This window comes from Kitasatospora sp. NBC_00070, assembly GCF_045041205.1.
In the GTDB taxonomy this organism is placed as follows: Bacteria; Actinomycetota; Actinomycetes; order Streptomycetales; family Streptomycetaceae; genus Kitasatospora.
In genome coordinates, this window is record NZ_CP108247.1 from 2301719 (window position 1) to 2321700 (window position 19982).

The window sequence follows — 19982 nt, forward strand, 5'->3', positions numbered from 1 at the left end:
CCCGTCGTGCGGTGACGCCCGACGTGAGCGTGGATGTCCGCAGGGACGTCCCCCTGCCATTCCGATCTCACAACCTAGGGGTGGCCCCTTGACCACAGCCGAGTACAAGCCTGCGCGTCGTGACCGGATCCGCGCGATCCTGATCGATGTCGCCGTCGGAGTCACCACCAATGTTCTGGTGGCGGCCTTGACCGCGATGGCGCACCTGCTCTTCTGATGCAGGAAGTGGCGGGCCCGGAGAGCCCGCCACACCACTGCCACGCGATCAGAACAGTTTGAGATCGGGCCCGTGGAATCCCCGCGCCCTTCGGGTCTTTCGGCCTCTGGCCGGCCGGGGCAGATGTGGGTTCCGAGCCTCCTTCGGCAGGTTCTCCCAGGTCGGGCGCAGCCCGTGGATCTCCACCTTGCCGACGAGTTCCTTCAGGTAGTCGCGCGTCTCCCGGTCCGTGGAGTAGAGCACCGTGGCACGACTCGCCCTCGTCATCAGCACGTGATAGGCGTGCCGGATCAACCGGGCGAACTCGTCGTCGTCGACACTGCGCGGTTTCACCTTGGGGTCGAACGAACCCGGTTCGGCCACGCGTTTGACGCCCGTGCCCGGCTCCTTGCGCTCCTTGCCCCGTTGGAACACCCACCGGTCGCCGCGGCGGACCATGTCGTCGCCCATGATGACGCCGCACCAGTCCCATTCGAGGCCCTGTGCCGTGTAGACGCATCCGATCTGACCCAGTCCGCCGGGATGGACGGACCAGATGTCCGACGGAGGAGCACCATCCGCGCAGAAGCTGCTGCTCTTCGCATTCCACGGCTGGTGCCACTCACCGATCCGGACATCCGCTTCCAGCCGCTTCTCCTTTCCGAGCGGCTCGGTCCAGGGCCAGCAGTAGCCGGCGACCATGCGGGCGGAGGCACCTGCCCTGGCTTCGGCACGGATGATCTGCTCGAGGGCCTCCGGGGTGTCTGCCACCTCGATGTGCATCAGTCCGTCCGGCAGCCACTGCTCCGGTGCTCCGTCCGTCAGTCCGAGCACACTGCGGACCCAGCGAATGTAGGCGTCGCTGCCCCCACAGCGAAACTGCTCCTCCAAGCCGAACCGAACAAGCCGAGCGTGGCGTAGCTCGGTCACCTCCTCGATCAGTCCGATGGTCCCGACCTCGTTCGGTCGCACGGACTGCCCTTCGTCCAGGAAGAACACCGTCAGCCGTGAAGCATCGAGCAGTTCATCGACCTGCGGACGGGTGCCTTGCTGCTCGGGCTTCCAGTACTGGTTCCTGGAGAAGTCCCGAAGTCGGTGCGCCTCATCGCAGATCAGGACGTCCAAGGGCGGAAGAGGCGCGGTGACGTAGTCGTAGAAGTAGGTGAACGTCTCCTTGAACTCACGGTCGCCGTAACCCACATGCTCCTGCATGGCTCCGTTGAAGGCCCTACTGCCGCTTGCGTAGTGCACCGTCCTCCCCTGTGCCTCCAGTTCCGCCTTGACCTGCAGACCGATCGCGGTCTTCCCGGTCCCCGCACCGCCGGTGACGAGGAAGACAACGCGCTGTTCGTCCGGGACCAGAGCCGGGCGCCGAGGATCCGGCAGGACCCTCGCAGCCCTTTCCAGGATCTGGTCGGCAACCACCTTCTGCTGACCGCGCAGCGTGAAGACGGTGTCATCTCCCCGAGACCAGATCATGGCGTCGAGTAGTGGCGTGTTGCGCAGACCCAGCTTTCGCAGCATCAGCTCGGCCTCGGAGGACCCACCATCCTCGGCGAAGGCAACCTGCAAGGCGGCCTGCAGCTCACGGCGTTGATCGCCCGTGTAGACCTGCGCGTACACCCCGGTCGGTGCATCAGCTCCGAGCAGCGGCTGCACCGATTCGCTCGTGGCGTTGTGCAGGTAGGCGAAACCACCACATGCGAAGTTGATCCCGTGGAGCGGCCCACGTCGGCCCGTGAACGCCTCGTAGTATTCGCGCAATTGCAGAGCCGGATGCTTCTTGACGCCCATCCCCGCCACGTGCACCTGGTCGGCGGTGGCCGCGTCGATCCGGGTGACCGTCGACCACCGCTTGAGTTCGACCAGTTGCACCGACGGCTGATGCCCCTGCGGGTGGCGTCCGATCAGGACCACGTCGATGAGCCGAGCACTGCTGGAGAGCACGTCCTCGTCGACGGTGGCGGCGCACTCGACGATCATCTGTACGTTTCCGCGACCGGCCGCCACCAGGTCGTTCGCCAGGCTGATCAGGCTCTCCGCCCACGCGGATCGTTCGGTCAAGGAGACGTCGGCGCCTCGGAAGTGCCACCACCTGGCAGCGAGGTGCGGCACCATGCGACGGCGGGCGTGCAGCGTGAGCAGGTCTTCCGCCGACAGCTTCAGCAGGAGCATGGACACTAGGTGATTCCCCCAGAGCACGAGTGACTCGTGCGGGTGGGGGCATGTCCTCTTCGGGAAGCCCGTCGGGCCGCAAACGGTTACTGGTCATTATAGGGAACATCTGCACGCAAATGTTCGATGATGTGCCGAATAACTGCTCGAATGTTCGGGCAAGCCTGATGGGCGCCGGGCGGATGCCCCGGCGCCCATCGGTGACGGACCGTCAGACCGTCTGCTCGGCGATCGGCTCCAGGATGGCCACGCACTCGAAGTGGTGGGTCATCGGGAAGAGGTCGAACGCGCGCAGCGAGACCGGCCGGTAGCCGCCCTCGCGGAAGAAGGCGAGGTCGCGGGCGAGGGCGGCGGGGTCGCAGGCGACGTAGGCGATCCGGCGGGCGGAGAGGCCGGCCAGGTGGGCGACGGTCTCGCGGCCGGCGCCCGCGCGGGGCGGGTCGAGGACGATCAGGTCGGTGGAGGTGATGCCGGTGCGCGGCAGCAGGGTCTCCACCCGGTCGTTCTCGATCCGGACGTTGTCGAGGGTGGCCAGGTTGTGGCGGGCGTCGACGACGGCCTGCTTGCTGGACTCGATGCCGAGGACGGCACCGTCCTCGCCGACCCGGTCGGCCAGCGCGCCGGCGAACAGGCCCACGCCGCAGTAGAGGTCGAGGGCGCTCTCGCCCCACTGCGGGTCGAGGCCGTCCAGGACGGCGCCGACCAGGGTCTCGGGGGCCTCCGGGTGGATCTGCCAGAAGCCGCCGTTGGAGACCCGCCAGGTGCGGCCGGCCGCCCGCTCGCGGACGAAGGAGCGGCCGTGCACCTTGTGGATCAGGTCCTGCTCGTCGACCCGGGCGATCGAGACCGGCTTGTCGAGCTCGACCAGCGGGAGCTGGGCGCCCGGGGCCGGGGTGAGGATCACCTGGCGGTCGGAGGAACCGGCCGCGGCGATCACGTCGATCGAGCTGACGCCGGGCCAGCTGCGGGCCTCGACGCCGAGCTCGGTGATGCCCTCTGCGGCGATCAGGCAGCGGTCGACCGGCTCCAGCTCGTGCGAGCGGTGCCGGCGCAGGCCGACCTTGCCGGTCGCCGGGTCCACCGCGTACTGGATCCGGGTGCGCCAGGCCGGCACCTCGCCGGGCGGGAGCTTGCCGCCGACCGGCTCGACGCTGCCGTCCCAGCCGGCCTCGGCCGGGGTCAGGCCGGCCAGCTTGGCGAGCTGCTCGGTGAGCACCGCGACCTTGAGCTTGCGCTGACCGCCGGGGGTGACGTGCTGCCAGTCGCAGCCGCCGCACTTGCCCGGGCCGGAGAACGGGCAGGGGGCGGCGATCCGGTCCTTGGCGGGCTCCAGGATCTCCACCGCGTCGGCGCGCAGGAAGCGGGACTTGGTGGTGCCCTCGGTGACCTGGGCGATCACCTTCTCGCCGGGCAGCGCGTGCCGGACGAACAGCACCCGGCCCTCGTGCCGGGCCACGCAGTGGCCGCCGCCGTGCGCGACCGCGCCGACCTCGACCTCGTAGCGCTCGCCGACCAGCGGGTCACCGGCGGGCACCCGGGGGGTGGACGCCTTGGTGGACCGGTCGGTCTTCAGCGGACGGGCGGCCCGGGCCACCGGCGTGGCGGTGCGGGCGGCCTTCGGGGGGCGCACGGTCTGCTTCTTCGCGGCATTGGCCGCAGCAGCGCCGGCCGCGCGCTTGGACTCCGGGCGCACCTCGGGCTCCCCCGGCGCGAGCGGCGCGGTCTGCGCCGTGAAGCCGTCACGGTCGGTCGCCTCCGGGCGGACCGGCCGGGCGCCCCAGCGGGGCCGGGCGACCTGACCCGGCTTGCTGCCGGAGCCGGACTTGCCCTTGCCCTTGCCGGTACGGCCGGAGCCGGAGGAACGGGGCGGGTTGTTGGGGGTCACGAGTCGGCGTCCTTGCTGGGGTTGCTGGCGGTACTGGCGGATGCGGAAGTCCTCGACTCTACGCGCTGCGGCCGGGGCTCACCGCGCCGGACGGCGCCGGGAGCGGACCAGGCCTTCTGCGGCTTGCGCCGTTCGGAGGACTCCAACTGCCAGGGTACGGAGGTCACCATCACTCCGGGCTTGAACAGCAGACGGCCCTTCAGCCGCAGCGCGCTCTGGTTGTGCAGCAGGTGCTCGTACCAGTGCCCGACCACGTACTCGGGGATGTAGACCGCGACCACGTCGCGCGGGCTGCTGCGGCGCAGGTTCTTCACGTACTCCAGCACCGGCCCGGTGACCTCGCGGAACGGCGAGTCGAGCACCTTGAGCGGCACCTCGATGCCGCGCTCGTCCCACTCCCGGCGAAGCGCCTCGGTGTCGTTGGGGTCCACGTTGACGGTGACCGCCTCCAGGGTGTGCGCCCGGGTCAGCCGGGCGTACGCCAGCGCGCGGAGGGCCGGCTTGTGCAGCTTGGAGACCAGCACGATGGCGTGCACCCGGGTGGGCAGCACCACGTCGTCCGGCTCCTCGGCGGCGACCAGCTCGCGGGAGACCCGGTCGTAGTGCTTGCGGATCGCCTTCATCATCACGAACAGCACCACCATGGCGGCGATCGCGATCCAGGCGTGGCCGATCTTGGTGGCCAGCACCACGATCAGCACCGCCATGGTCATCACCAGACCGAAGGCGTTGATCGCCCGGCTGCGCTGCATGTGCGAGCGCTTCTTCGGGTCCTGCTCGCTCCGCAGCAGCCTGGTCCAGTGCCGGATCATGCCGGACTGGCTCATGTTGAAGGAGACGAAGACGCCGACGATGTACAGCTGGATCAGCCGGGTCGGGTCGGCGTTGAACGCCACGATGAACAGGATCGCCGCGCCCGCCAGCAGGATGATGCCGTTGGAGAAGGCCAGCCGGTCACCGCGGGTGTGCAGCTGCCGGGGCAGGTAGCGGTCCTGCGCCAGGATCGAGCCGAGCACCGGGAAGCCGTTGAAGGCGGTGTTCGCGGCCAGCACCAGGATCAGCCCGGTGACGGCGGCGATGAAGTAGAAGCCCGGGGTGAAGTTGGAGAACACCGCCTCGCTGATCTGTGCCAGCGCGGTCTTCTGGTGGTAGTCCGCCGGGGCGCCGACCAGCTGGCTCGGCTCCTCCGCCATCTGGGCACCGGTCAGCCGGGCCAGGTAGATGATGCCCATGAACATCACGACCGCGAAGACCGCCATCATCAGCAGCGTGGTCGCGGCGTTCTTGCTCTTCGGCTTGCGGAACGCGGGCACGCCGTTGCTGATCGCCTCGACGCCGGTCAGTGCGGCACAGCCCGAGGAGAACGCCTTCAGCAGCAGGAAGACCAGCGCGAACCCGGCCAGGTTGGAGTCGCCGGGCAGCGCCTCCAGGTGGAAGCCGGCGCTCTCGGCGGGCATCTCGGAGTCGAACAGGAAGTGCCGGACCAGCCCGTACCCGAGCATGCCCATGATGCCGAACATGAAGGCGTAGGTCGGGATCGCGAAGGCGCTGCCGGACTCCCGGACCCCGCGCAGGTTGATCCCCATCAGCACGACCACCAGGGTGATCGAGATCCCCATCTCGTGCCCGCGCAGCGACGGCACCGCGGAGACCACGTTGGCCACCCCCGAGGTGGTGGACACGGCGACGGTGAGCACGTAGTCGACCATCAGCGCGGCGGCCACCACCAGGCCGGAGTTCGGCCCGTGGTTGACGGTGGCGACCTCGTAGTCGCCGCCGCCGCTCGGGTACGCGTGCACGTTCTGCCGGTACGAGGCCACCACCGCGAGCATCACGACGGCGACCACGATGCCGATCTGCCAGGAGAAGTGGATCGCCGAGACACCCGCCACCGACAGGGTGAGCAGGATCTCCTCGGGGGCGTACGCCACGGAGGAGAGGGCGTCGGAGGCGAACACCGGCAGGGCGATCCGCTTGGGGAGCAGAGTCTCCCCGAGCTTGTCGCTGCGCAGCGCGCGGCCGATCAGAATGCGTTTCGGTAGGTCAGCAGGCATAGGCACGTTAAGGAATCGTAGGGGGTCGCCTTCCGATCGACGCCCTCTGGTGGCCCCTTCGTCGGGACTGTGTTCGGTGGAGGGGCTAGCGTGTCGGATGATGAATGCGCGGGAACCATCCGGAACACCCCGCGCCACACGGTGCCGAGGAGTCGGCGAACTCTCCCCCCGGAGTCGGGGGCGGAAGGATGATGAGCGGTGTCTGCGCAGGTCATGATCCCAACGGACCGGGTGAGGTAGTCCCGTGCACATCGTCATCATGGGCTGCGGCCGAGTGGGTTCGGCCCTCGCGCGCGCGCTCGAGAAACAAGGTCACTCGGTCGCCGTGGTCGACCAGGACCCGACCGCCTTCCGGCGGCTCGGCTCGCACTTCAACGGCCGGCGGGTGACCGGGGTCGGCTTCGACCAGGACACCCTGCGCGAGGCCGGGATCGAGGAGGCCGGGGCGTTCGCCGCGGTCTCCAGCGGTGACAACTCCAACATCATCGCCGCCCGGGTCGCCCGGGAGAACTTCGGCGTGGAGAACGTCGCGGCCCGGATCTACGACCCCCGTCGCGCCGAGGTCTACCAGCGCCTGGGCATCCCGACCGTGGCCACCGTCCGGTGGACCGCCGACCAGATGCTGCGCCGGCTGCTGCCCAGCGGCGGCGAGCCGCTCTGGCAGGACCCGAGCGGCGGCGTGCAGCTCGCCGAGGTGGCGTACGCGCCGTCCTGGGTCGGCCACAAGCTGACCGCGCTGGAGGAGGCGTCCGGGGCCCGGATCGCGTTCCTCACCCGGCTGGGCGAGGGTGTCCTGCCGACCCCTCAACTCGTCGTCCAGGAGGGCGACCTGGTGCACGTGATGCTGCGCCGGGCCGACCTGGTCACCGTCGAGGCCGCGTTCGCGCAGGGCCCGCAGGAGGATGAGCACTGATGAGAGTCGCCATTGCCGGAGCCGGCGCGGTCGGCCGTTCGATCGCGGGCGAGCTGCTGGAGAACGGCCACGACGTCCTGCTGATCGACAAGAACCCGAACTCCATCTCGGTGGAGCGGGTCCCGATGGCCGAGTGGCTGCTGGCCGACGCCTGCGAGATCACCTCGCTGGACGAGGCCGCCCTGCAGCGCTGCCACGTGGTGATCGCCGCCACCGGTGACGACAAGGTCAACATGGTCGTCTCGCTGCTGGCCAAGACCGAGTACGGGGTGCCCCGGGTGGTCGCCCGGGTGAACAACCCGAAGAACGAGTGGCTGTTCAACGAGTCCTGGGGCGTGGACGTCGCCGTCTCCACCCCGCGCCTGATGTCGGCGCTGGTCGAGGAGGCCGTCAGCGTCGGCGACCTGGTCCGGCTGATGCGGTTCAGCCAGGGCAACGCCAACCTGGTCGAGCTGACCCTGGCGGCCGACACCGAGCTGGTCGGTACCCGGGTCGGGGACGTCGCCTGGCCGCCGGACACCGCGCTGGTGACCATCATCCGCGAGGGCCGGGTGCTGGTGCCGGGCAAGGACGACACCCTGGAGGGCGGCGACGAGCTGCTCTTCGTGGCGGCCCAGGAGCGCGAGGAGGAGCTCGAGGAGCTCCTCTCGGCCGGCTCCAGCGCCCAGTAGCGGGAACGGAACGAGAACGGACGAAGGGCCCCACTGCGGTGGGGCCCTTCGGCGTCACTTCGGTTCTTCGGCCTGCTCGTCCTCGTCGACCTCCGCCTTGATCGGCGGCGGGGCCTTGAGCAGGATCTGCCAGGTCACGTACATCGCCAGCAGCAGCGGCGGGATGCCCAGCGCGACCTTCAGCCAGCCGAGCAGGTTGACGTTCCCGGTGAAGTAGAGCGGGAAGAGGATCAGCGGCTTGATGCCCATGATCACCACCCAGGCCCAGGTGGCCTTGGTGTACGCGGCGAGCCGGCCCGGGTTCTGCTTGCGCCAGGTGAACATCTCGCCGGTGATCGGGCCGAGCATCACCCCGATCAGCGGCCAGCGGACCAGGGCGGAGACCGCCAGGCCGACGCAGTAGCCGACGTTCCAGAGCAGGCCGGGCAGGTAGAAGTTCTCCGCCTTGCCGGTCTTCATCGAGATCCAGGCGCCCAGGGCGACCCCGAACACACCGCTGAAGGCGTGCTGGACGGTCTCCCGGCGGAACAGCCGGACCACCACGAACAGCAGGCTCAGCCCGAGCGCCGCCCAGGCGGCCGGGGCCACCTCGTGGGTGATGTTGAAGGTGATGATGAAGAGCAGACCGGGCAGGGTCATGTCGATCATGCCCCGGACTCCGCCGAAGGCCTTCAGCACCGTGTCGGCCGCCTCCTTCGAGGCTGCCTCGCGCCCGGCCCGCTCCTGCTCCGCCGTCAGGGCGGCGGGCACGGGCTGGGCCAGGTCGAGCTGGGCGGCGGGGTCGCCGCCGGGCAGGTTGGTCACACTCACTCGCTCCCGTGTCCGGCCGGACGCAGTTCGTAGCGGGGGTTGAACAGCACGCGGCGCCCGCGTGCGTGACTGATCCGGCCGGTGGCGATGAGCCGACGGCCCGGCTCTATACCGATGATCGAACGGCGGCCGAGCCAGACCACGTCCAGCGCGTCACTGCCGTCGAAGAGCTCGGCCTCCAGGGCGGGGACCCCGGCCCGGGGGCGGAGGGTAACGGTCCGCAGGGTCCCGGCCACGGTGACCACCTCACGGTCCCCGCAGCTGGCGATCGGAGTGCAGCCCGACTCCGCCGTGTCCTGCCGCAGCTCTTCCGCGTCCAGCTCCTCGGAGGAGGAGGTGAGGCGGCTGATCATGCGGCGGAACCGGCCCTGCGGCTGCTCGCTGCTGTTGTCACCACTCATGTCGGAAGGGTACCGGTTTCAGCTCACCGAACGTCAGTGCAGGCCGCCTCCGGCGGGGACCTTGCGGTGAAGGCCAAGCTGAGTACCGGCCTCAGCCCACCGAACGACAGCACCCGCCACCTCCGGCGGGGACCACGCGGTGAAGGCCAAGCCCAGTACCGGCCTCAGCCCACCGAACGACAGCACCCGCCACCTCCGGCGGGGACCACGCGGTGAAGACCAAGCCCAGTACCGGCCTCAGCCCACCGGACATCGGCTCCGACGGTGCGGGGCCCGCTGGGCTGTCAGGGCTCGAAGCGGTAGCCCATGCCGGGCTCGGTGATGAAGTGCCTGGGCCGGCTCGGGTCCGTCTCCAGTTTGCGGCGCAGTTGCGCCAGGTAGACCCGCAGGTAGTTGGTCTCGGTGCGGTAGGCCGGGCCCCAGACCTCCTGCAGCAGCTGGGTCTGGCTGACCAGCCGGCCGGCGTTGCGGACCAGGACCTCCAGCAGGTGCCACTCGGTCGGGGTGAGGCGGACGTCGGTGCCGTCCCGGTTGACCTTCTTGGCGGCCAGGTCGACCGTGAAGCCCTCGGTCACCACGGTCGACTCGTCCTCGCCGACCACCGGTTCGGCCCGCCGGATCGCGGCCCGCATCCGGGCCAGCAGCTCGTCCATGCCGAACGGCTTGGTGACGTAGTCGTCGGCCCCGGCGTCCAGCGCCTCGACCTTCTCGTCCGAGCTGTGCCGGGCGGACAGCACGATGATCGGCACCCTGGTCCAACCGCGCAGGCCGCGGATCACCTCGACCCCGTCCAGGTCCGGCAGGCCGAGGTCGAGCAGCACCACGTCGGGGTGCCGGGCGGCGGCCAGCTCCAGGGCCGACGCGCCGTCATGGGCGGCGTCCACCTCGTACTTCCGGGCCTTGAGGTTGATCACCAGGGCGCGGACGATCTGCGGTTCGTCGTCCACGACGAGGACCCGGGTCATACGGGCTCCGCCTTTCCGTCAGGAGTGGGTTCGGGTAGGGCGGCGGGCAGTACGACCACCATGGTCAGCCCGCCGCCGGGGGTGTCCTCGGCGGCCAGGGTGCCGCCCATCGCCTCGACGAAGCCCCGGGCCACGGCTAGGCCGAGCCCGACGCCCGCGCCGCGCGGGGCGTCGCCGTACCGCTGGAACGGAGCGAAGATCCGCTCCTTGGCGTCCTCCGGCACGCCGGGGCCACGGTCCACTATCCGCACCTCGACCTGCCGGGCGGCGCCCGGGCGGTCGATCGCGGCGGCCCGCACCAGCACGTCGGAGCTGTACTTGACGGCGTTCTCCACCAGGTTGGCGAGCGCCCGCTCCAGCAGCCCGCCGTCGGCCCGCACCATGGCGAGCGACTCCGGCACGTCGAGCCGGACCGAGCCAGGCGGCACCCCGCCGAGCGCGTACGGGACCACCTCGTCCAGGTCGGTGTCGCGGATCAGCGGGGCCACCGTGCCGGTCTGCAGGCGGCTCATGTCCAGCAGGTTGTTGATCAGGTGGTCCAGCCGGTCGGCACCGGTCTCGATGCCCTCCAGCAGCTCGGCCTCGTCCTCCGGGCTCCACTCCACGTCGTCCGCACGCAGCGAGCTGACCGCGGCCTTGATCCCGGCCAGCGGGGTGCGCAGGTCGTGCGAGACGGCGGCCAGCAGGGCGGTCCTGATCCGGTTGCCCTCGGCCTCCCGGCGGGCGGCGGCGGCCTCCCCGGCCAGTCGGCGGCGCTCCAGCAGGGCCGCGCCCTGGGCCGCGTACGCGCCGAGCAGGCGACGGTCGGCGGCGGGCAGCACCCGGCCGCGCAGCACCAGGGCGAGGTGGTCGCCGACCGGCACGTCCACGTCGCCGTCCTCCGGCCGGGCCGGCGGGTGCGGGCCCCGGGCAGCGGCGGCCTGCCAGGGCGCGTGGTCGTCGGCCCGTTCCAGCAGGGCGGCGGAGTCCTGCTGGAAGGTCTCCCTGACCTGGTCCAGCAGCGCGGTCAGCAGGCCGTCGCCGCCCGGGGCGCCGCGCAGCACGGTGCCGGCCAGCGCGCTCAGCGACTGGGCCTCGGCCTGGCCCCGGGCGGCCTGCTGGGTGCGTCTGGCGGCCAGGTCGACCACCGAGGCGACCGCGATGCCGACCGCCGTGAAGATCGCCACCGCCAGGATGTTCTGCGGCTCGGAGATGGTGAAGGTGTGGATCGGCGGCGCGAAGTAGTAGTTCAGCGCGGAGGAGCTGACCAGGGCGGAGGCGATCGCCGGGAACAGCCCGCCGACCAGTGCCGCGCACACGGTCAGGCTGAGGAAGAGCAGCATGTCGGTGGAGAGCCCGAGACCGTGCACCTGGGTCAGCAGCAGGGTGAGCAGCGGCGGGCCGCCGACCCCGATCAGCCAGCCCAGCACCGTCCTGGTCCGGCCCAGGTCGGTGACCTTGCGGCGGGGCACCCGGCCCCGGCCCATCGCGACCTGCTCGTGGGTGACCGTGTGCACGTCGATGTCACCGCTCTCCCGGGTGACGGTGGCCCCCACCCCGGGGCCGTACAGGTACTGCCAGGCCCGGCGGCGGCTGCTGCCGAGCACGATCTGGGTGGCGTTCACCCCGCGGGCGAAGTCCAGCAGGGCCGCCGCCGGGTCGTCGCCGAGCACGGTGTGGAAGCTCCCGCCGAGGCTCTCGGTGAGCGCCCGCTGCTCGATCAGGATCTGCGGGGAGCCGCTCTGCCCGGCCAGCCCGTCCGAGCGGGCGATGTGCACCGCGAGCAGCTCGCCGCCGGAGGCCCGGTCGGCGATCCGGGCCGCCCGGCGGACCAGGGTGGCGCCCTCCGGACCACCGGTCAGGCCGACCACGATCCGCTCGCGGGCCTGCCAGGTGCCCTCGATGCCGTGCTCGGCCCGGTAGCGCTGGAGGTACTCGTCCACCCGGTCGGCGGTCCACAGCAGCGCCAGCTCGCGCAGCGCGGTGAGGTTGCCGGGCCGGAAGTAGTTCGCCAGCGAGGCGTCGATCCGGTCCGGCGGGTAGACGTTGCCGTGCGCCAGCCGACGCCGCAGCGCCTGGGGCGACATGTCGACCAGCTCGATCTGGTCGGCCCGCCGGACCACCTCGTCCGGCACGGTCTCCCGCTGGCGGACCCCGGTGATGCCCTCGACCACGTCGCCGAGCGACTCCAGGTGCTGGATGTTGACGGTCGACACCACGTCGATCCCGGCCGCCAGCAGCTCCTCGACGTCCTGCCAGCGCTTGGCGTTGCGGCTGCCCGGCACGTTGGTGTGGGCCAGCTCGTCCACCAGTGCGACGGCGGGCCGCCGGCGCAGCACCGCGTCCAGGTCCAGCTCGCCCAGGGTCACCCCCCGGTACGTCAGCTCCCGGCGCGGCACCGGCTCCAGACCCTCGATCAGCTCCGCGGTCCGGTCCCGCCCGTGGTGCTCGACGAAGCCGACCACCACGTCGGTGCCGCGCAGCACCCGCCGGTGCGCCTCGGCGAGCATCGCGTACGTCTTGCCGACGCCGGGTGCCGCCCCGAGGTAAATCCGCAACCTGCCGCGTGCCATGCGCACCATTCTTGGTCAGGCCGGTGGGCCACGCCCCCCGGACACCTGTTCGTCTCTTCCCGAGCGTACGGCCGCCCGGCCGGGAATCCGCTGATCAGGTGACACGTACGGCCAGTCTTAGCGAGCTCTTGACGGCACCCGGGCCCCGTCACGCCGCCGCCACGCCCGTGCAACACCCTGCTGGGAGCATCGACCGCATGCTCTCTCTGGTCGCTCCCCCCACGCCGGCCCGGGCGCCGCAGCCCGCCGAGGGCGGCGGCGCCGGGGCGGTGCTGCGCGCCGTCCTGGCCGCCGGACCACTGGCCCGGAGCGCCGTCGGACGGGTCACCGGGCTCAGCCCGGCGGCCGTCTCCCGGCACACCACCGACCTGATCGGCCTGGGCCTGGTCCGCGAACTGCCCGCGCCGGACGGACCGCCCCGGGCCGGCCGGCCACAACTGCCGCTCGATGTGGACAGCCGCCACCACCTCGCCTGCGGGGTGCACATCGGCGTCCCCTTCCTCACCTTCGCGCTGCTCGACCTGCGCGGCCGGGTGCTCGCGCACGAGCGGCTGCCCCGCCGGGGTGACGCCGCCGCCGTGCTGTCCGACATCCGGGACCACCTGCCGGCCTTCCTGGCCCGCCGGGCCGCCGGGCGCTCACTGCTCGGCCTCGGCGTGGTCACCGGCGGCTGGGTCGACTCCGAACGCGGCACCGTGGTCGAGCACGGCCCGCTCGGCTGGCGGGACGTCCCCGTCCGGGCCGAACTCGCCCGCGCCACCCGGCTGCCGGTGCACGTCGACAGCCACGCCCGGGCCCTGGCCGTGGCCGAGCTGCTGTTCGGCGCGGGCACCGGCTCCACCGAACTCGTCCAGCTCTTCGTCGGCAACGTGGTCGACGCCGCCTTCGCCACCGGCGGCACCGTGCTGCGCGGCCGCCGCGACCGGGCCGGCAACGTCGGCCACCTGCCGGTACCCGGCTCCACCGAGCCCTGCGTCTGCGGCCGCACCGGCTGCCTGCAGGCCACCGTCTCCGAACGCACCGTCGCCCGCCGCGCACACGCCCAAGGGCTCATCCCCGCACCGGACTTCGAACTCCTGCTGGCCCTCACCCGGGCCGGCGACGAACGGGCCGTGGCCCTGATCAAGGAGCGCCTGCGACTGGCCGCCCCGGCCGCCGCACTGCTGCTCAACGTGCTCAACCCCGAGGTCCTGGTGGTCAGCGAGGCCGGGCTGACGGTCCGTCCGGAACTGGCCCGCTACCTGTACGAACAGGTCGGCCGGCACGGCGCGGTGCAGCCGGGGCAGCTGGTGACGGCCGCCTCGTTCGGGACGGAGGTGCTCGCCGTGGCGGCCTGCGCGGGCGTACTGGACAGCGCGTACCAGCGGCCGATGGAGCTGCGCACCGCCCGCAGTTCGTAACGCCAGATTAATTCCCCCGGTGGGCGGATCGTTGTCGACTCTCCCGCCCCACCGGACAATTGGAGGATCCCCCGATCACTCCTCCGGAACCGGAGCACCTCGCCATGCCCCAAGCCGAACGGCAGTTGCACTTCAACCTCTTCCTGATGGGCGTCGGCCACCACGAGGCGGCCTGGCGCCACCCGCGCACCGACCCGCACCGGGCCGCCGACATCACGCACTTCCAGGAGCTGGCCAAGGCCGCCGAGGCGGCCTCCTTCGACTCGGTCTTCCTGGCCGACGGCGTGGAGGCCCGCTCGGACGGCGGCTGGGGCCTGATCAGCCACTTCGAACCGTTCACCCTGCTCACCGCGCTGGCCGTGGTGACCGAGCGGATCGGCCTGATCGGCACCGTCTCCACCGGCTTCAGCGAGCCCTACAACCTGGCCCGGCAGTTCGCCTCGCTGGACCACATCAGCCACGGCCGGGCCGGCTGGAACATCGTCACCTCGGCCGGGGAGCGCTCCGCGCAGAACTTCAGCCGCTCCGCCAACCAGGAGCACGGCGTCCGCTACCAGCGGGCTGCCGAATTCCTCGACGTGGTCACCGCGCTCTGGGACAGCTGGGAGGACGGCGCGCTCACCCTGGACCGGGCCACCGGCGTCTTCGCCGACTCCGGACGGGTGCACGAGATCGACCACGTCGGCGAGCACTTCCAGGTCCGCGGGCCGCTGAACATCCCCCGCCCGCCGCAGGGCCACCCGCTGCTGGTGCAGGCCGGCTCCTCCGACAACGGCCGGGCCTTCGCCGCCCGTTGGGCCGAAGCGGTGTTCACCGCGCAGCAGACCCTGGCCGAGGGCCAGTCCTTCTACGCCGACCTCAAGCAGCAGGCCGCCGGCTTCGGCCGGGCCCCCGAACAGGTCGTGGTACTGCCCGGCGTGGTGCCGGTGCTCGGCTCCACCGAGGAGGAGGCCCACCGCCTCGACCGCGAACTGGACGAACTCATCAACCCGGCCCGCGCGGTGGGCGTGCTCTCCACCGTGCTCGGCGTCGACCTCACCGACCACCCGCTGGACGAGCCACTGCCGCCACTGCCCCCGGTGACCGAGATCAACGGCGCCAAGAGCCGGTTCGAGCTGATCCGCGACCTGGCCGAACGCGACCGGCTGACCCTGCGTCAACTGGTCGGCCGGCTCGGCGGCGGACGCGGCCACCAGGTGGTGGTCGGCACCCCCGAACAGCTCGCCGACCACATCGAGACCTGGTTCACCCAGGGTGCCGCCGACGGCTTCAACATCATGCCGCCGATCCTGCCCGACGGCCTGACCGACTTCGTCGAGCAGGTGCTGCCGATCCTGCGCAAGCGCGGCCTGTTCCGCGAGGGCTACACCGGCCGCACCCTGCGCGAGCACTACGGCCTGCCCCGCCCGGCCGGCCGCTACTCCTGATCCGACGCGGAAGGGGCACCCACCAACCGGTGGGTGCCCCTTCCGCGTTGCCTCGTTGCCTCAGGACGTGTAGTGCGGAGCCTCGTCCCCCTCGATCAGGTAACTGGACTCCCCGCTCACCCCGACCGGCACGTCCCCCGCCACCGTCACCCGGTGCAGCCTGCGCGGCAGGTCGTCGTAGTCGTCCGGCGCGTAGTGCTGGGTCGCGCGGTTGTCGAACAGCACCAGGTCGCCGACCGACCAGCGCCAGCGCACCACGTTCTCCGGCCGGGTCACGTACGCCTGCAGACTGCGCAGCAGGTCGTGCGACTCGGCGGACGGCAGACCGAGGATGCTCTGCGCGAACCCGCCGACGAACAACCCGCGTTCACCGCTCTCCGGGTGCACCCGGACCACCGGGTGGGCGGTGCGGTACTTGACGGCCGTGAAGACCCGCCGGCGCTCGGCGTCCGCCTCGTCCAGCTCCTTGCCCTGCGCGTAGTCGTAGTCGTTGGTGTGCACCGCCCACAGCCGGTCGGCCAGCTCGCGCAGCGCCTCGGGCAGATCCCGGTACGCCGCCTGGGAGTCGGCGATCAGCGTGTTGCCGCCGTAGGGCGGCACCACCAGCGCGCGCAACGTACTGGCCTTCGGCGGGGTCCGGACGAAGGTGACGTCGGTGTGCCAGCGGTTGGCCCGGCCGCCGTCCTCGCTGTCCACCGGCAGCACGCTCGGCTGCCCTTCCAGGGACGGGACGGTGGGGTGCGCCGTGGTCAGCGTGCCGAAGTTGGCGGCGAACCGCAGCTGTCCCTCGTCGTCCAGGTGCTGCTCCCGGAAGAACAGCGCCTTGTGCGCGACCAGGGCCTCGTTCAGCCGGCCCACGGTCTCCGCGTCCAGCGGCTGCGAGGTGTCGACTCCGGTGATCTCGGCGCCGATCCGGCCACCGACCTTGTGGATCTCCAGGCTCATGACTCGTGTCCCCTCTTGACGGGTGTTCAGGAAGTGATCGGGGTGGGGCCGAACGCCGGTCCGACCGCGCGCAGCGCGCCCGGGGTACGGCCCCGGCCCCAGCCGATCTGGGCCCGGTAACTGCCCAGCAGGCCGGACTCGGTGAGCTCGCGCTCGTCCGGCGGTGGCTGCGGGTGGGTGTACGGGGCGACGAACAGGGCGTCCGTCGGGCAGTTCGCCTCGCACTGGAAGCAGGTCTGGCAGTCGCTCTGCCTGGCGATCACCGGGAGGCCGTCGGGGCCCCGGTCGAAGACGTCCGTGGGGCAGACCCTGATGCACTTGTCACAGCTGATGCAGCGCTCCGACGAGACCAGTTCGATCACGCCGGCACCGCCGTCAGCGGCCGGGTCCAGACCCGGTCCAGACCCCCGGAGACGATCCGGTGGTGCTGGGCCGCGTCCTGCCCGGGGAAGTCCAGCCGCCTGGCCATCCCCCGGCTCTCCGTCCTGGCCAGCGCCGAGCGGTACATCCAGCGGGCATTGGCGGTCAACGCGGCGGCCTGCCGGGCCAGTACGGCCTCCCGGCCGGTGCCGCGCAGTCCGTCCCGCAGCCGCGCCCAGGCGTCGTCCAGCACGCCGAGCGCCTCGGTCAGCACCGCACCGTGCCGCAGGTAGTTCTTGTCGTACGGGAGCACCTCGCCCTGCACCGTGCGGATCACCTCGCGCGGGTCGGTGTCCGGCGAGCCGAGCGGCCGCAGCCCGGCGCCCCCGGCCGGGGTGACGCGCCGTCGGGCCGCACCGGCCCCCAGCGCCAGCGCGTACCCGGCCGCGCCGCGCCCGGCCCAACTGCCCGAGGACATCGCCCAGGCCGCGTTGTGGCTGCCGCCGCCGGTGAAGCCACCGCAGATCTCCTCGCGGGTGGCCGCGTCCCCGGCCGCGTACAGGCCGGGCACCGTGGTGCGGCAGTCGTCCCCGGCGATCCGGATGCCTCCGGTGCCGCGCACCGTGCCCTCGGCGATCAGCGTCACGGCGAACCGCTCGGTGAACGGGTCGACGCCGAGCCGGTCGAAGGTCAGGAAGAAGTTCGGCTGGGCCAGCCGCATCGCCGCCCGGGCCGCGTGGTCCGCCCGGTCCAGCCGGCAGTACACCTTGCCGGTCAGCAGCTCCCGCGCGATCACCGAACGCCCACCCTGACTGGCCGCACCCGCCAACTCCGCACCGTCCTCCCGGTAGAAGGTGGCGAAGGAGTAGAACGCGGTCTTGGTCACCGAGGTGTGCTCGGGCGCGATGCCGTACGCGTTGGAGAACTCCATCCCGGACAGCTCCGCACCCAGCTCGGCCGCGAACAGCGCGCCGTCCCCGGTGTTGGTGTCGGTGCCCAGCGCCTTGCTCAGGAACGCGCAGCCACCGGTGGCCAGCACCACCGCGCCGGCCCGGACCAGATAGCCGTGCCCCTCCTGCCGCCGGTAACCGGCCGCACCGGCCACCGATCCGTCGGCGGCGGTGAGCAGTTCGGTCACCGGGCTGTGGTCGAGCACCCGGACGCCCGCGCGCTTCACCCGCACCCGCATCCGACGCATGTACTCGGGCCCCTGCAGACCGTTCCGCAGCTGCCGTCCGTCCGGGCCGGTCGGGAACGGGTAACCCCGGCTCTCCGCCAGCTCGTTGATGTTTGCGTAGGTCCGGTCCAGCACCCGGCCCATCCAGCGCCGGTCGGCCAGGTAGCCGCCCAGCGCCTCCCGGCTGGCCATCGCGGCCTCGCGCGCCGCCGGTTCGGGCTCGACGTACCAGACTCCCGTACCACCTGCGGCGGTTGCGCCGCTGGTCCCGCAGTAGCCCTTGTCGGCGAGGACCACGTCCGCGCCCGCCCGGGCCGCGTCCAGTGCGGCCCAGGTGGCAGCCGGGCCGCCGCCCACCACCAGGACATCCGTACCCATCTCCTGCACGGCTCTCTCCTCAGCTGTTGAGCGGGGCGCGCCAAGCGGTGAACCGGCGCTCCAGCCGGACCAGCAGCTGGTTGAAGGCCACCCCGATGACGGAGATCGTGACGATGCCCGCGTACATCTGCGGGATCGCGAAGTTGTACTGCGACGCGTTGATCAGATAGCCCAAACCGGCCTTGGCCCCCACCATCTCGGCCGCCACCAGCACCAGGATCGAGACCGCCCCCGCCAACCGGATCCCGGTGAACACCACCGGCACCGAGGCGGGCAGGATCACCTTCTGGAACAGCTTCACCGGCGACAGGTCCAGCGACCGGGCCAGCCGCAGCAGGGTCGGGTCGACGCTGCGCACCGCGCTGATGGTGTTCAGCAGGATCGGCCACAGGCAGGCGTACAGCACGATCGAGATCTTCGAGGTCTCGCCGATTCCGAGGATCAGCACGAAGACCGGCAGCAGCGCCAACGCGGCGGTGTTGCGGAAGATTTCGAGCAGCGGATTGAGCAGGTTGGCCACCGGCCGGTACCAGCCGATCAGCAGCCCGAGCGGCACCCCGATCACCACCGCCAGACCGAAGCCGCTGAGTGAACGGTTCAGACTGGCCCAGGTGTTGACCGCCAGCTGGCCGCTGTCCAGCAGGCCGAGCCAGGCGTCCAGCACCTCACTGACCGGTGGCAGGAAAGTGCGGTCCACCAGGTCGAGGCGCGGCGCCAACTCCCAGACCACCAGCAGCAGCGCGATCGCCACCGACTTCGTGACGGCGGTGACCAGCAGCCCCGGCAGCCGGGACGGGCGGCGCGCCGGGGGCAGCACCTTCGGGGTCGGCAGACTGAGCGGCGGCGCGGGTCGCAGGTCGGTGCTCATGCGTGGACCACCTCTCGCTCCAACTGCTGGGCCCGGCTGACCTCGTCGTGCAGCAGGTCCCAGATCTCGTGCCGGTACCGGGCGAACTCCGGTGCGGAGCGCAGGTCCCGCGCCTTGGTCCGCTCCCCCAGGTCGATCGGCACCACCTCCTTCACCCGGCCTGGCCTGGAGGTCAGCACCGCCACCCGCCCGCCGAGGTAGACCGCCTCCTCGATGCCGTGCGTGATGAACACGACGGTCTTGCCGGTGCGCTCCCAGATCCGCAGCAGCTCGTCCTGGAGCAGCTCCCTGGTCTGCGCGTCCAACGCCGCGAACGGCTCGTCCATCAGCAGCACCCCCGGGTCGTACGCCAGGCTGCGGGCGATCGCCACCCGCTGCTTCATCCCGCCGGACAGCTCGTGCGGATGCCGGTCCTCGAAACCGGTCAGCCCGACCAGGCCGAGGTACTCCCGGGCCAGTGGCGCCCGCTGACAGCGCGGCACACCGGTCGCCTCCAGTCCGAACTCGACGTTGCCCTGGGCGGTCCGCCACGGCAGCAGCGCGTACTGCTGGAACACCACGCTGCGGTCCAGCCCCGGCCCGGTCACCGGACGGCCGTCCAGCAGGATCCGGCCCTCGGTCGGCCTGGTCAGGCCGGCCGCCAGGTCCAGCAGGGTGGACTTGCCGCAACCGCTCGGTCCGACGATCACCACGAACTCACCGGCGGCGACGTCCAGTTCCACCCGGTCCAACGCGGTGAACTCGGTGCCGTCCTTGATCGGGAAGGTCTTGGTCACCTGCTCGAAGCTGATCCGACTGGTCATGC

The 19982-nt window shown here is 71.5% G+C and carries 17 protein-coding genes; 5 read left to right on the plus strand and 12 right to left on the minus strand.

All coding sequences use genetic code 11. The features are described 5' to 3' along the window. Positions 1–88 precede the first annotated feature (88 nt). Entirely contained in the window at positions 89–217 is a 129-nt protein-coding gene (locus OHV05_RS10630; RefSeq protein WP_405017460.1) for a DUF6408 family protein, read from the plus strand. Between the two features lie 48 nt (positions 218–265). Here OHV05_RS10630 and OHV05_RS10635 read toward each other — a convergent pair whose 3' ends face one another. The 3 genes from OHV05_RS10635 to OHV05_RS10645 form a co-directional block, all read right to left on the minus strand. Further along, positions 266–2371, minus strand: coding sequence for a DUF2075 domain-containing protein (locus OHV05_RS10635; RefSeq protein ID WP_405017461.1), 2106 nt, complete (start codon positions 2369–2371; stop codon positions 266–268). A gap of 211 nt (positions 2372–2582) precedes the next feature. Then, entirely contained in the window at positions 2583–3944 is a 1362-nt protein-coding gene (locus tag OHV05_RS10640) for a class I SAM-dependent RNA methyltransferase (RefSeq protein ID WP_405021423.1), read from the minus strand. A gap of 308 nt (positions 3945–4252) precedes the next feature. Next, positions 4253–6310, minus strand: a complete 2058-nt coding sequence (locus OHV05_RS10645) for an APC family permease (RefSeq protein ID WP_405017462.1) — start codon at positions 6308–6310, stop codon at positions 4253–4255. A 244-nt stretch (positions 6311–6554) separates the two neighbouring features. Between OHV05_RS10645 and OHV05_RS10650 the strand changes: the two genes are divergently transcribed. Both OHV05_RS10650 and OHV05_RS10655 read left to right on the plus strand, forming a co-directional pair. Further along, entirely contained in the window at positions 6555–7223 is a 669-nt protein-coding gene (locus tag OHV05_RS10650; protein ID WP_403046741.1) for a potassium channel family protein, read from the plus strand. After that, positions 7223–7894 carry a potassium channel family protein gene (locus tag OHV05_RS10655; RefSeq protein ID WP_405017463.1) on the plus strand — a complete coding sequence of 224 codons (672 nt, stop codon included), beginning with the start codon at positions 7223–7225 and terminating at the stop codon, positions 7892–7894. Before OHV05_RS10650 ends, OHV05_RS10655 begins: the two co-directional genes overlap by 1 nt. A gap of 54 nt (positions 7895–7948) precedes the next feature. On the opposite strand, the gene OHV05_RS10660 is transcribed toward OHV05_RS10655, so the two are convergent. From OHV05_RS10660 to OHV05_RS10675, 4 genes are all read right to left on the minus strand, one after another. Then, positions 7949–8644, minus strand: a complete 696-nt coding sequence (locus OHV05_RS10660) for a DUF3159 domain-containing protein (protein ID WP_405021424.1) — start codon at positions 8642–8644, stop codon at positions 7949–7951. Positions 8645–8700: 56 nt separating this feature from the next. Beyond that, positions 8701–9105: an OB-fold nucleic acid binding domain-containing protein gene (locus tag OHV05_RS10665; RefSeq protein WP_057238435.1), complete on the minus strand. Its 405-nt coding sequence runs from the start codon at positions 9103–9105 to the stop codon at positions 8701–8703. A 284-nt stretch (positions 9106–9389) separates the two neighbouring features. Continuing rightward, positions 9390–10070 carry a response regulator gene (locus OHV05_RS10670; RefSeq protein WP_405017464.1) on the minus strand — a complete coding sequence of 227 codons (681 nt, stop codon included), beginning with the start codon at positions 10068–10070 and terminating at the stop codon, positions 9390–9392. After that, the gene (locus OHV05_RS10675; protein ID WP_405017465.1) at positions 10067–12622 is read right to left on the minus strand and encodes a DUF4118 domain-containing protein; all 2556 of its coding nucleotides are present in this window, start codon (positions 12620–12622) and stop codon (positions 10067–10069) included. The genes OHV05_RS10670 and OHV05_RS10675 overlap by 4 nt, the downstream gene beginning before the upstream one ends. A gap of 197 nt (positions 12623–12819) precedes the next feature. Between OHV05_RS10675 and OHV05_RS10680 the strand changes: the two genes are divergently transcribed. Together OHV05_RS10680 and OHV05_RS10685 are read left to right on the plus strand one after the other, a co-directional pair. Beyond that, positions 12820–14022 (plus strand): ROK family protein, encoded by a 1203-nt coding sequence (locus OHV05_RS10680; RefSeq protein WP_405017466.1) that lies wholly within the window; start codon positions 12820–12822, stop codon positions 14020–14022. A 104-nt stretch (positions 14023–14126) separates the two neighbouring features. Beyond that, the gene (locus OHV05_RS10685) at positions 14127–15449 is read left to right on the plus strand and encodes an LLM class flavin-dependent oxidoreductase (RefSeq protein WP_405017467.1); all 1323 of its coding nucleotides are present in this window, start codon (positions 14127–14129) and stop codon (positions 15447–15449) included. A gap of 60 nt (positions 15450–15509) precedes the next feature. Here OHV05_RS10685 and OHV05_RS10690 read toward each other — a convergent pair whose 3' ends face one another. From OHV05_RS10690 to OHV05_RS10710, 5 genes are read right to left on the minus strand one after another with little or no spacing between them, the layout of a single operon-like run. Beyond that, positions 15510–16394: a TauD/TfdA dioxygenase family protein gene (locus tag OHV05_RS10690; RefSeq protein WP_405017468.1), complete on the minus strand. Its 885-nt coding sequence runs from the start codon at positions 16392–16394 to the stop codon at positions 15510–15512. Positions 16395–16420: 26 nt separating this feature from the next. Then, positions 16421–16756, minus strand: coding sequence for a 4Fe-4S binding protein (locus OHV05_RS10695; protein ID WP_403046765.1), 336 nt, complete (start codon positions 16754–16756; stop codon positions 16421–16423). Next, positions 16753–18309 carry an FAD-dependent oxidoreductase gene (locus OHV05_RS10700; protein ID WP_405021425.1) on the minus strand — a complete coding sequence of 519 codons (1557 nt, stop codon included), beginning with the start codon at positions 18307–18309 and terminating at the stop codon, positions 16753–16755. The genes OHV05_RS10695 and OHV05_RS10700 overlap by 4 nt, the downstream gene beginning before the upstream one ends. Positions 18310–18328: 19 nt before the next feature. Next, positions 18329–19177, minus strand: coding sequence for an ABC transporter permease (locus OHV05_RS10705; RefSeq protein WP_405017469.1), 849 nt, complete (start codon positions 19175–19177; stop codon positions 18329–18331). Then, entirely contained in the window at positions 19174–19980 is an 807-nt protein-coding gene (locus OHV05_RS10710; RefSeq protein WP_405017470.1) for an ABC transporter ATP-binding protein, read from the minus strand. The genes OHV05_RS10705 and OHV05_RS10710 overlap by 4 nt, the downstream gene beginning before the upstream one ends. Positions 19981–19982: the final 2 nt, after the last annotated feature.

Coding starts and splice junctions, on each gene's coding strand:
- OHV05_RS10635 (WP_405017461.1), bottom strand. CDS start 2,371: ATGCTCCTGCTGAAGCTGTCGGCGGAAGACCTGCTCACGCTGCACGCC.
- OHV05_RS10645 (WP_405017462.1), bottom strand. CDS start 6,310: ATGCCTGCTGACCTACCGAAACGCATTCTGATCGGCCGCGCGCTGCGC.
- OHV05_RS10655 (WP_405017463.1), top strand. CDS start 7,223: ATGAGAGTCGCCATTGCCGGAGCCGGCGCGGTCGGCCGTTCGATCGCG.
- OHV05_RS10665 (WP_057238435.1), bottom strand. CDS start 9,105: ATGAGTGGTGACAACAGCAGCGAGCAGCCGCAGGGCCGGTTCCGCCGC.
- OHV05_RS10670 (WP_405017464.1), bottom strand. CDS start 10,070: ATGACCCGGGTCCTCGTCGTGGACGACGAACCGCAGATCGTCCGCGCC.
- OHV05_RS10675 (WP_405017465.1), bottom strand. CDS start 12,622: ATGGCACGCGGCAGGTTGCGGATTTACCTCGGGGCGGCACCCGGCGTC.
- OHV05_RS10680 (WP_405017466.1), top strand. CDS start 12,820: ATGCTCTCTCTGGTCGCTCCCCCCACGCCGGCCCGGGCGCCGCAGCCC.
- OHV05_RS10685 (WP_405017467.1), top strand. CDS start 14,127: ATGCCCCAAGCCGAACGGCAGTTGCACTTCAACCTCTTCCTGATGGGC.
- OHV05_RS10690 (WP_405017468.1), bottom strand. CDS start 16,394: ATGAGCCTGGAGATCCACAAGGTCGGTGGCCGGATCGGCGCCGAGATC.
- OHV05_RS10700 (WP_405021425.1), bottom strand. CDS start 18,309: ATGGGTACGGATGTCCTGGTGGTGGGCGGCGGCCCGGCTGCCACCTGG.
- OHV05_RS10705 (WP_405017469.1), bottom strand. CDS start 19,177: ATGAGCACCGACCTGCGACCCGCGCCGCCGCTCAGTCTGCCGACCCCG.
- OHV05_RS10710 (WP_405017470.1), bottom strand. CDS start 19,980: ATGACCAGTCGGATCAGCTTCGAGCAGGTGACCAAGACCTTCCCGATC.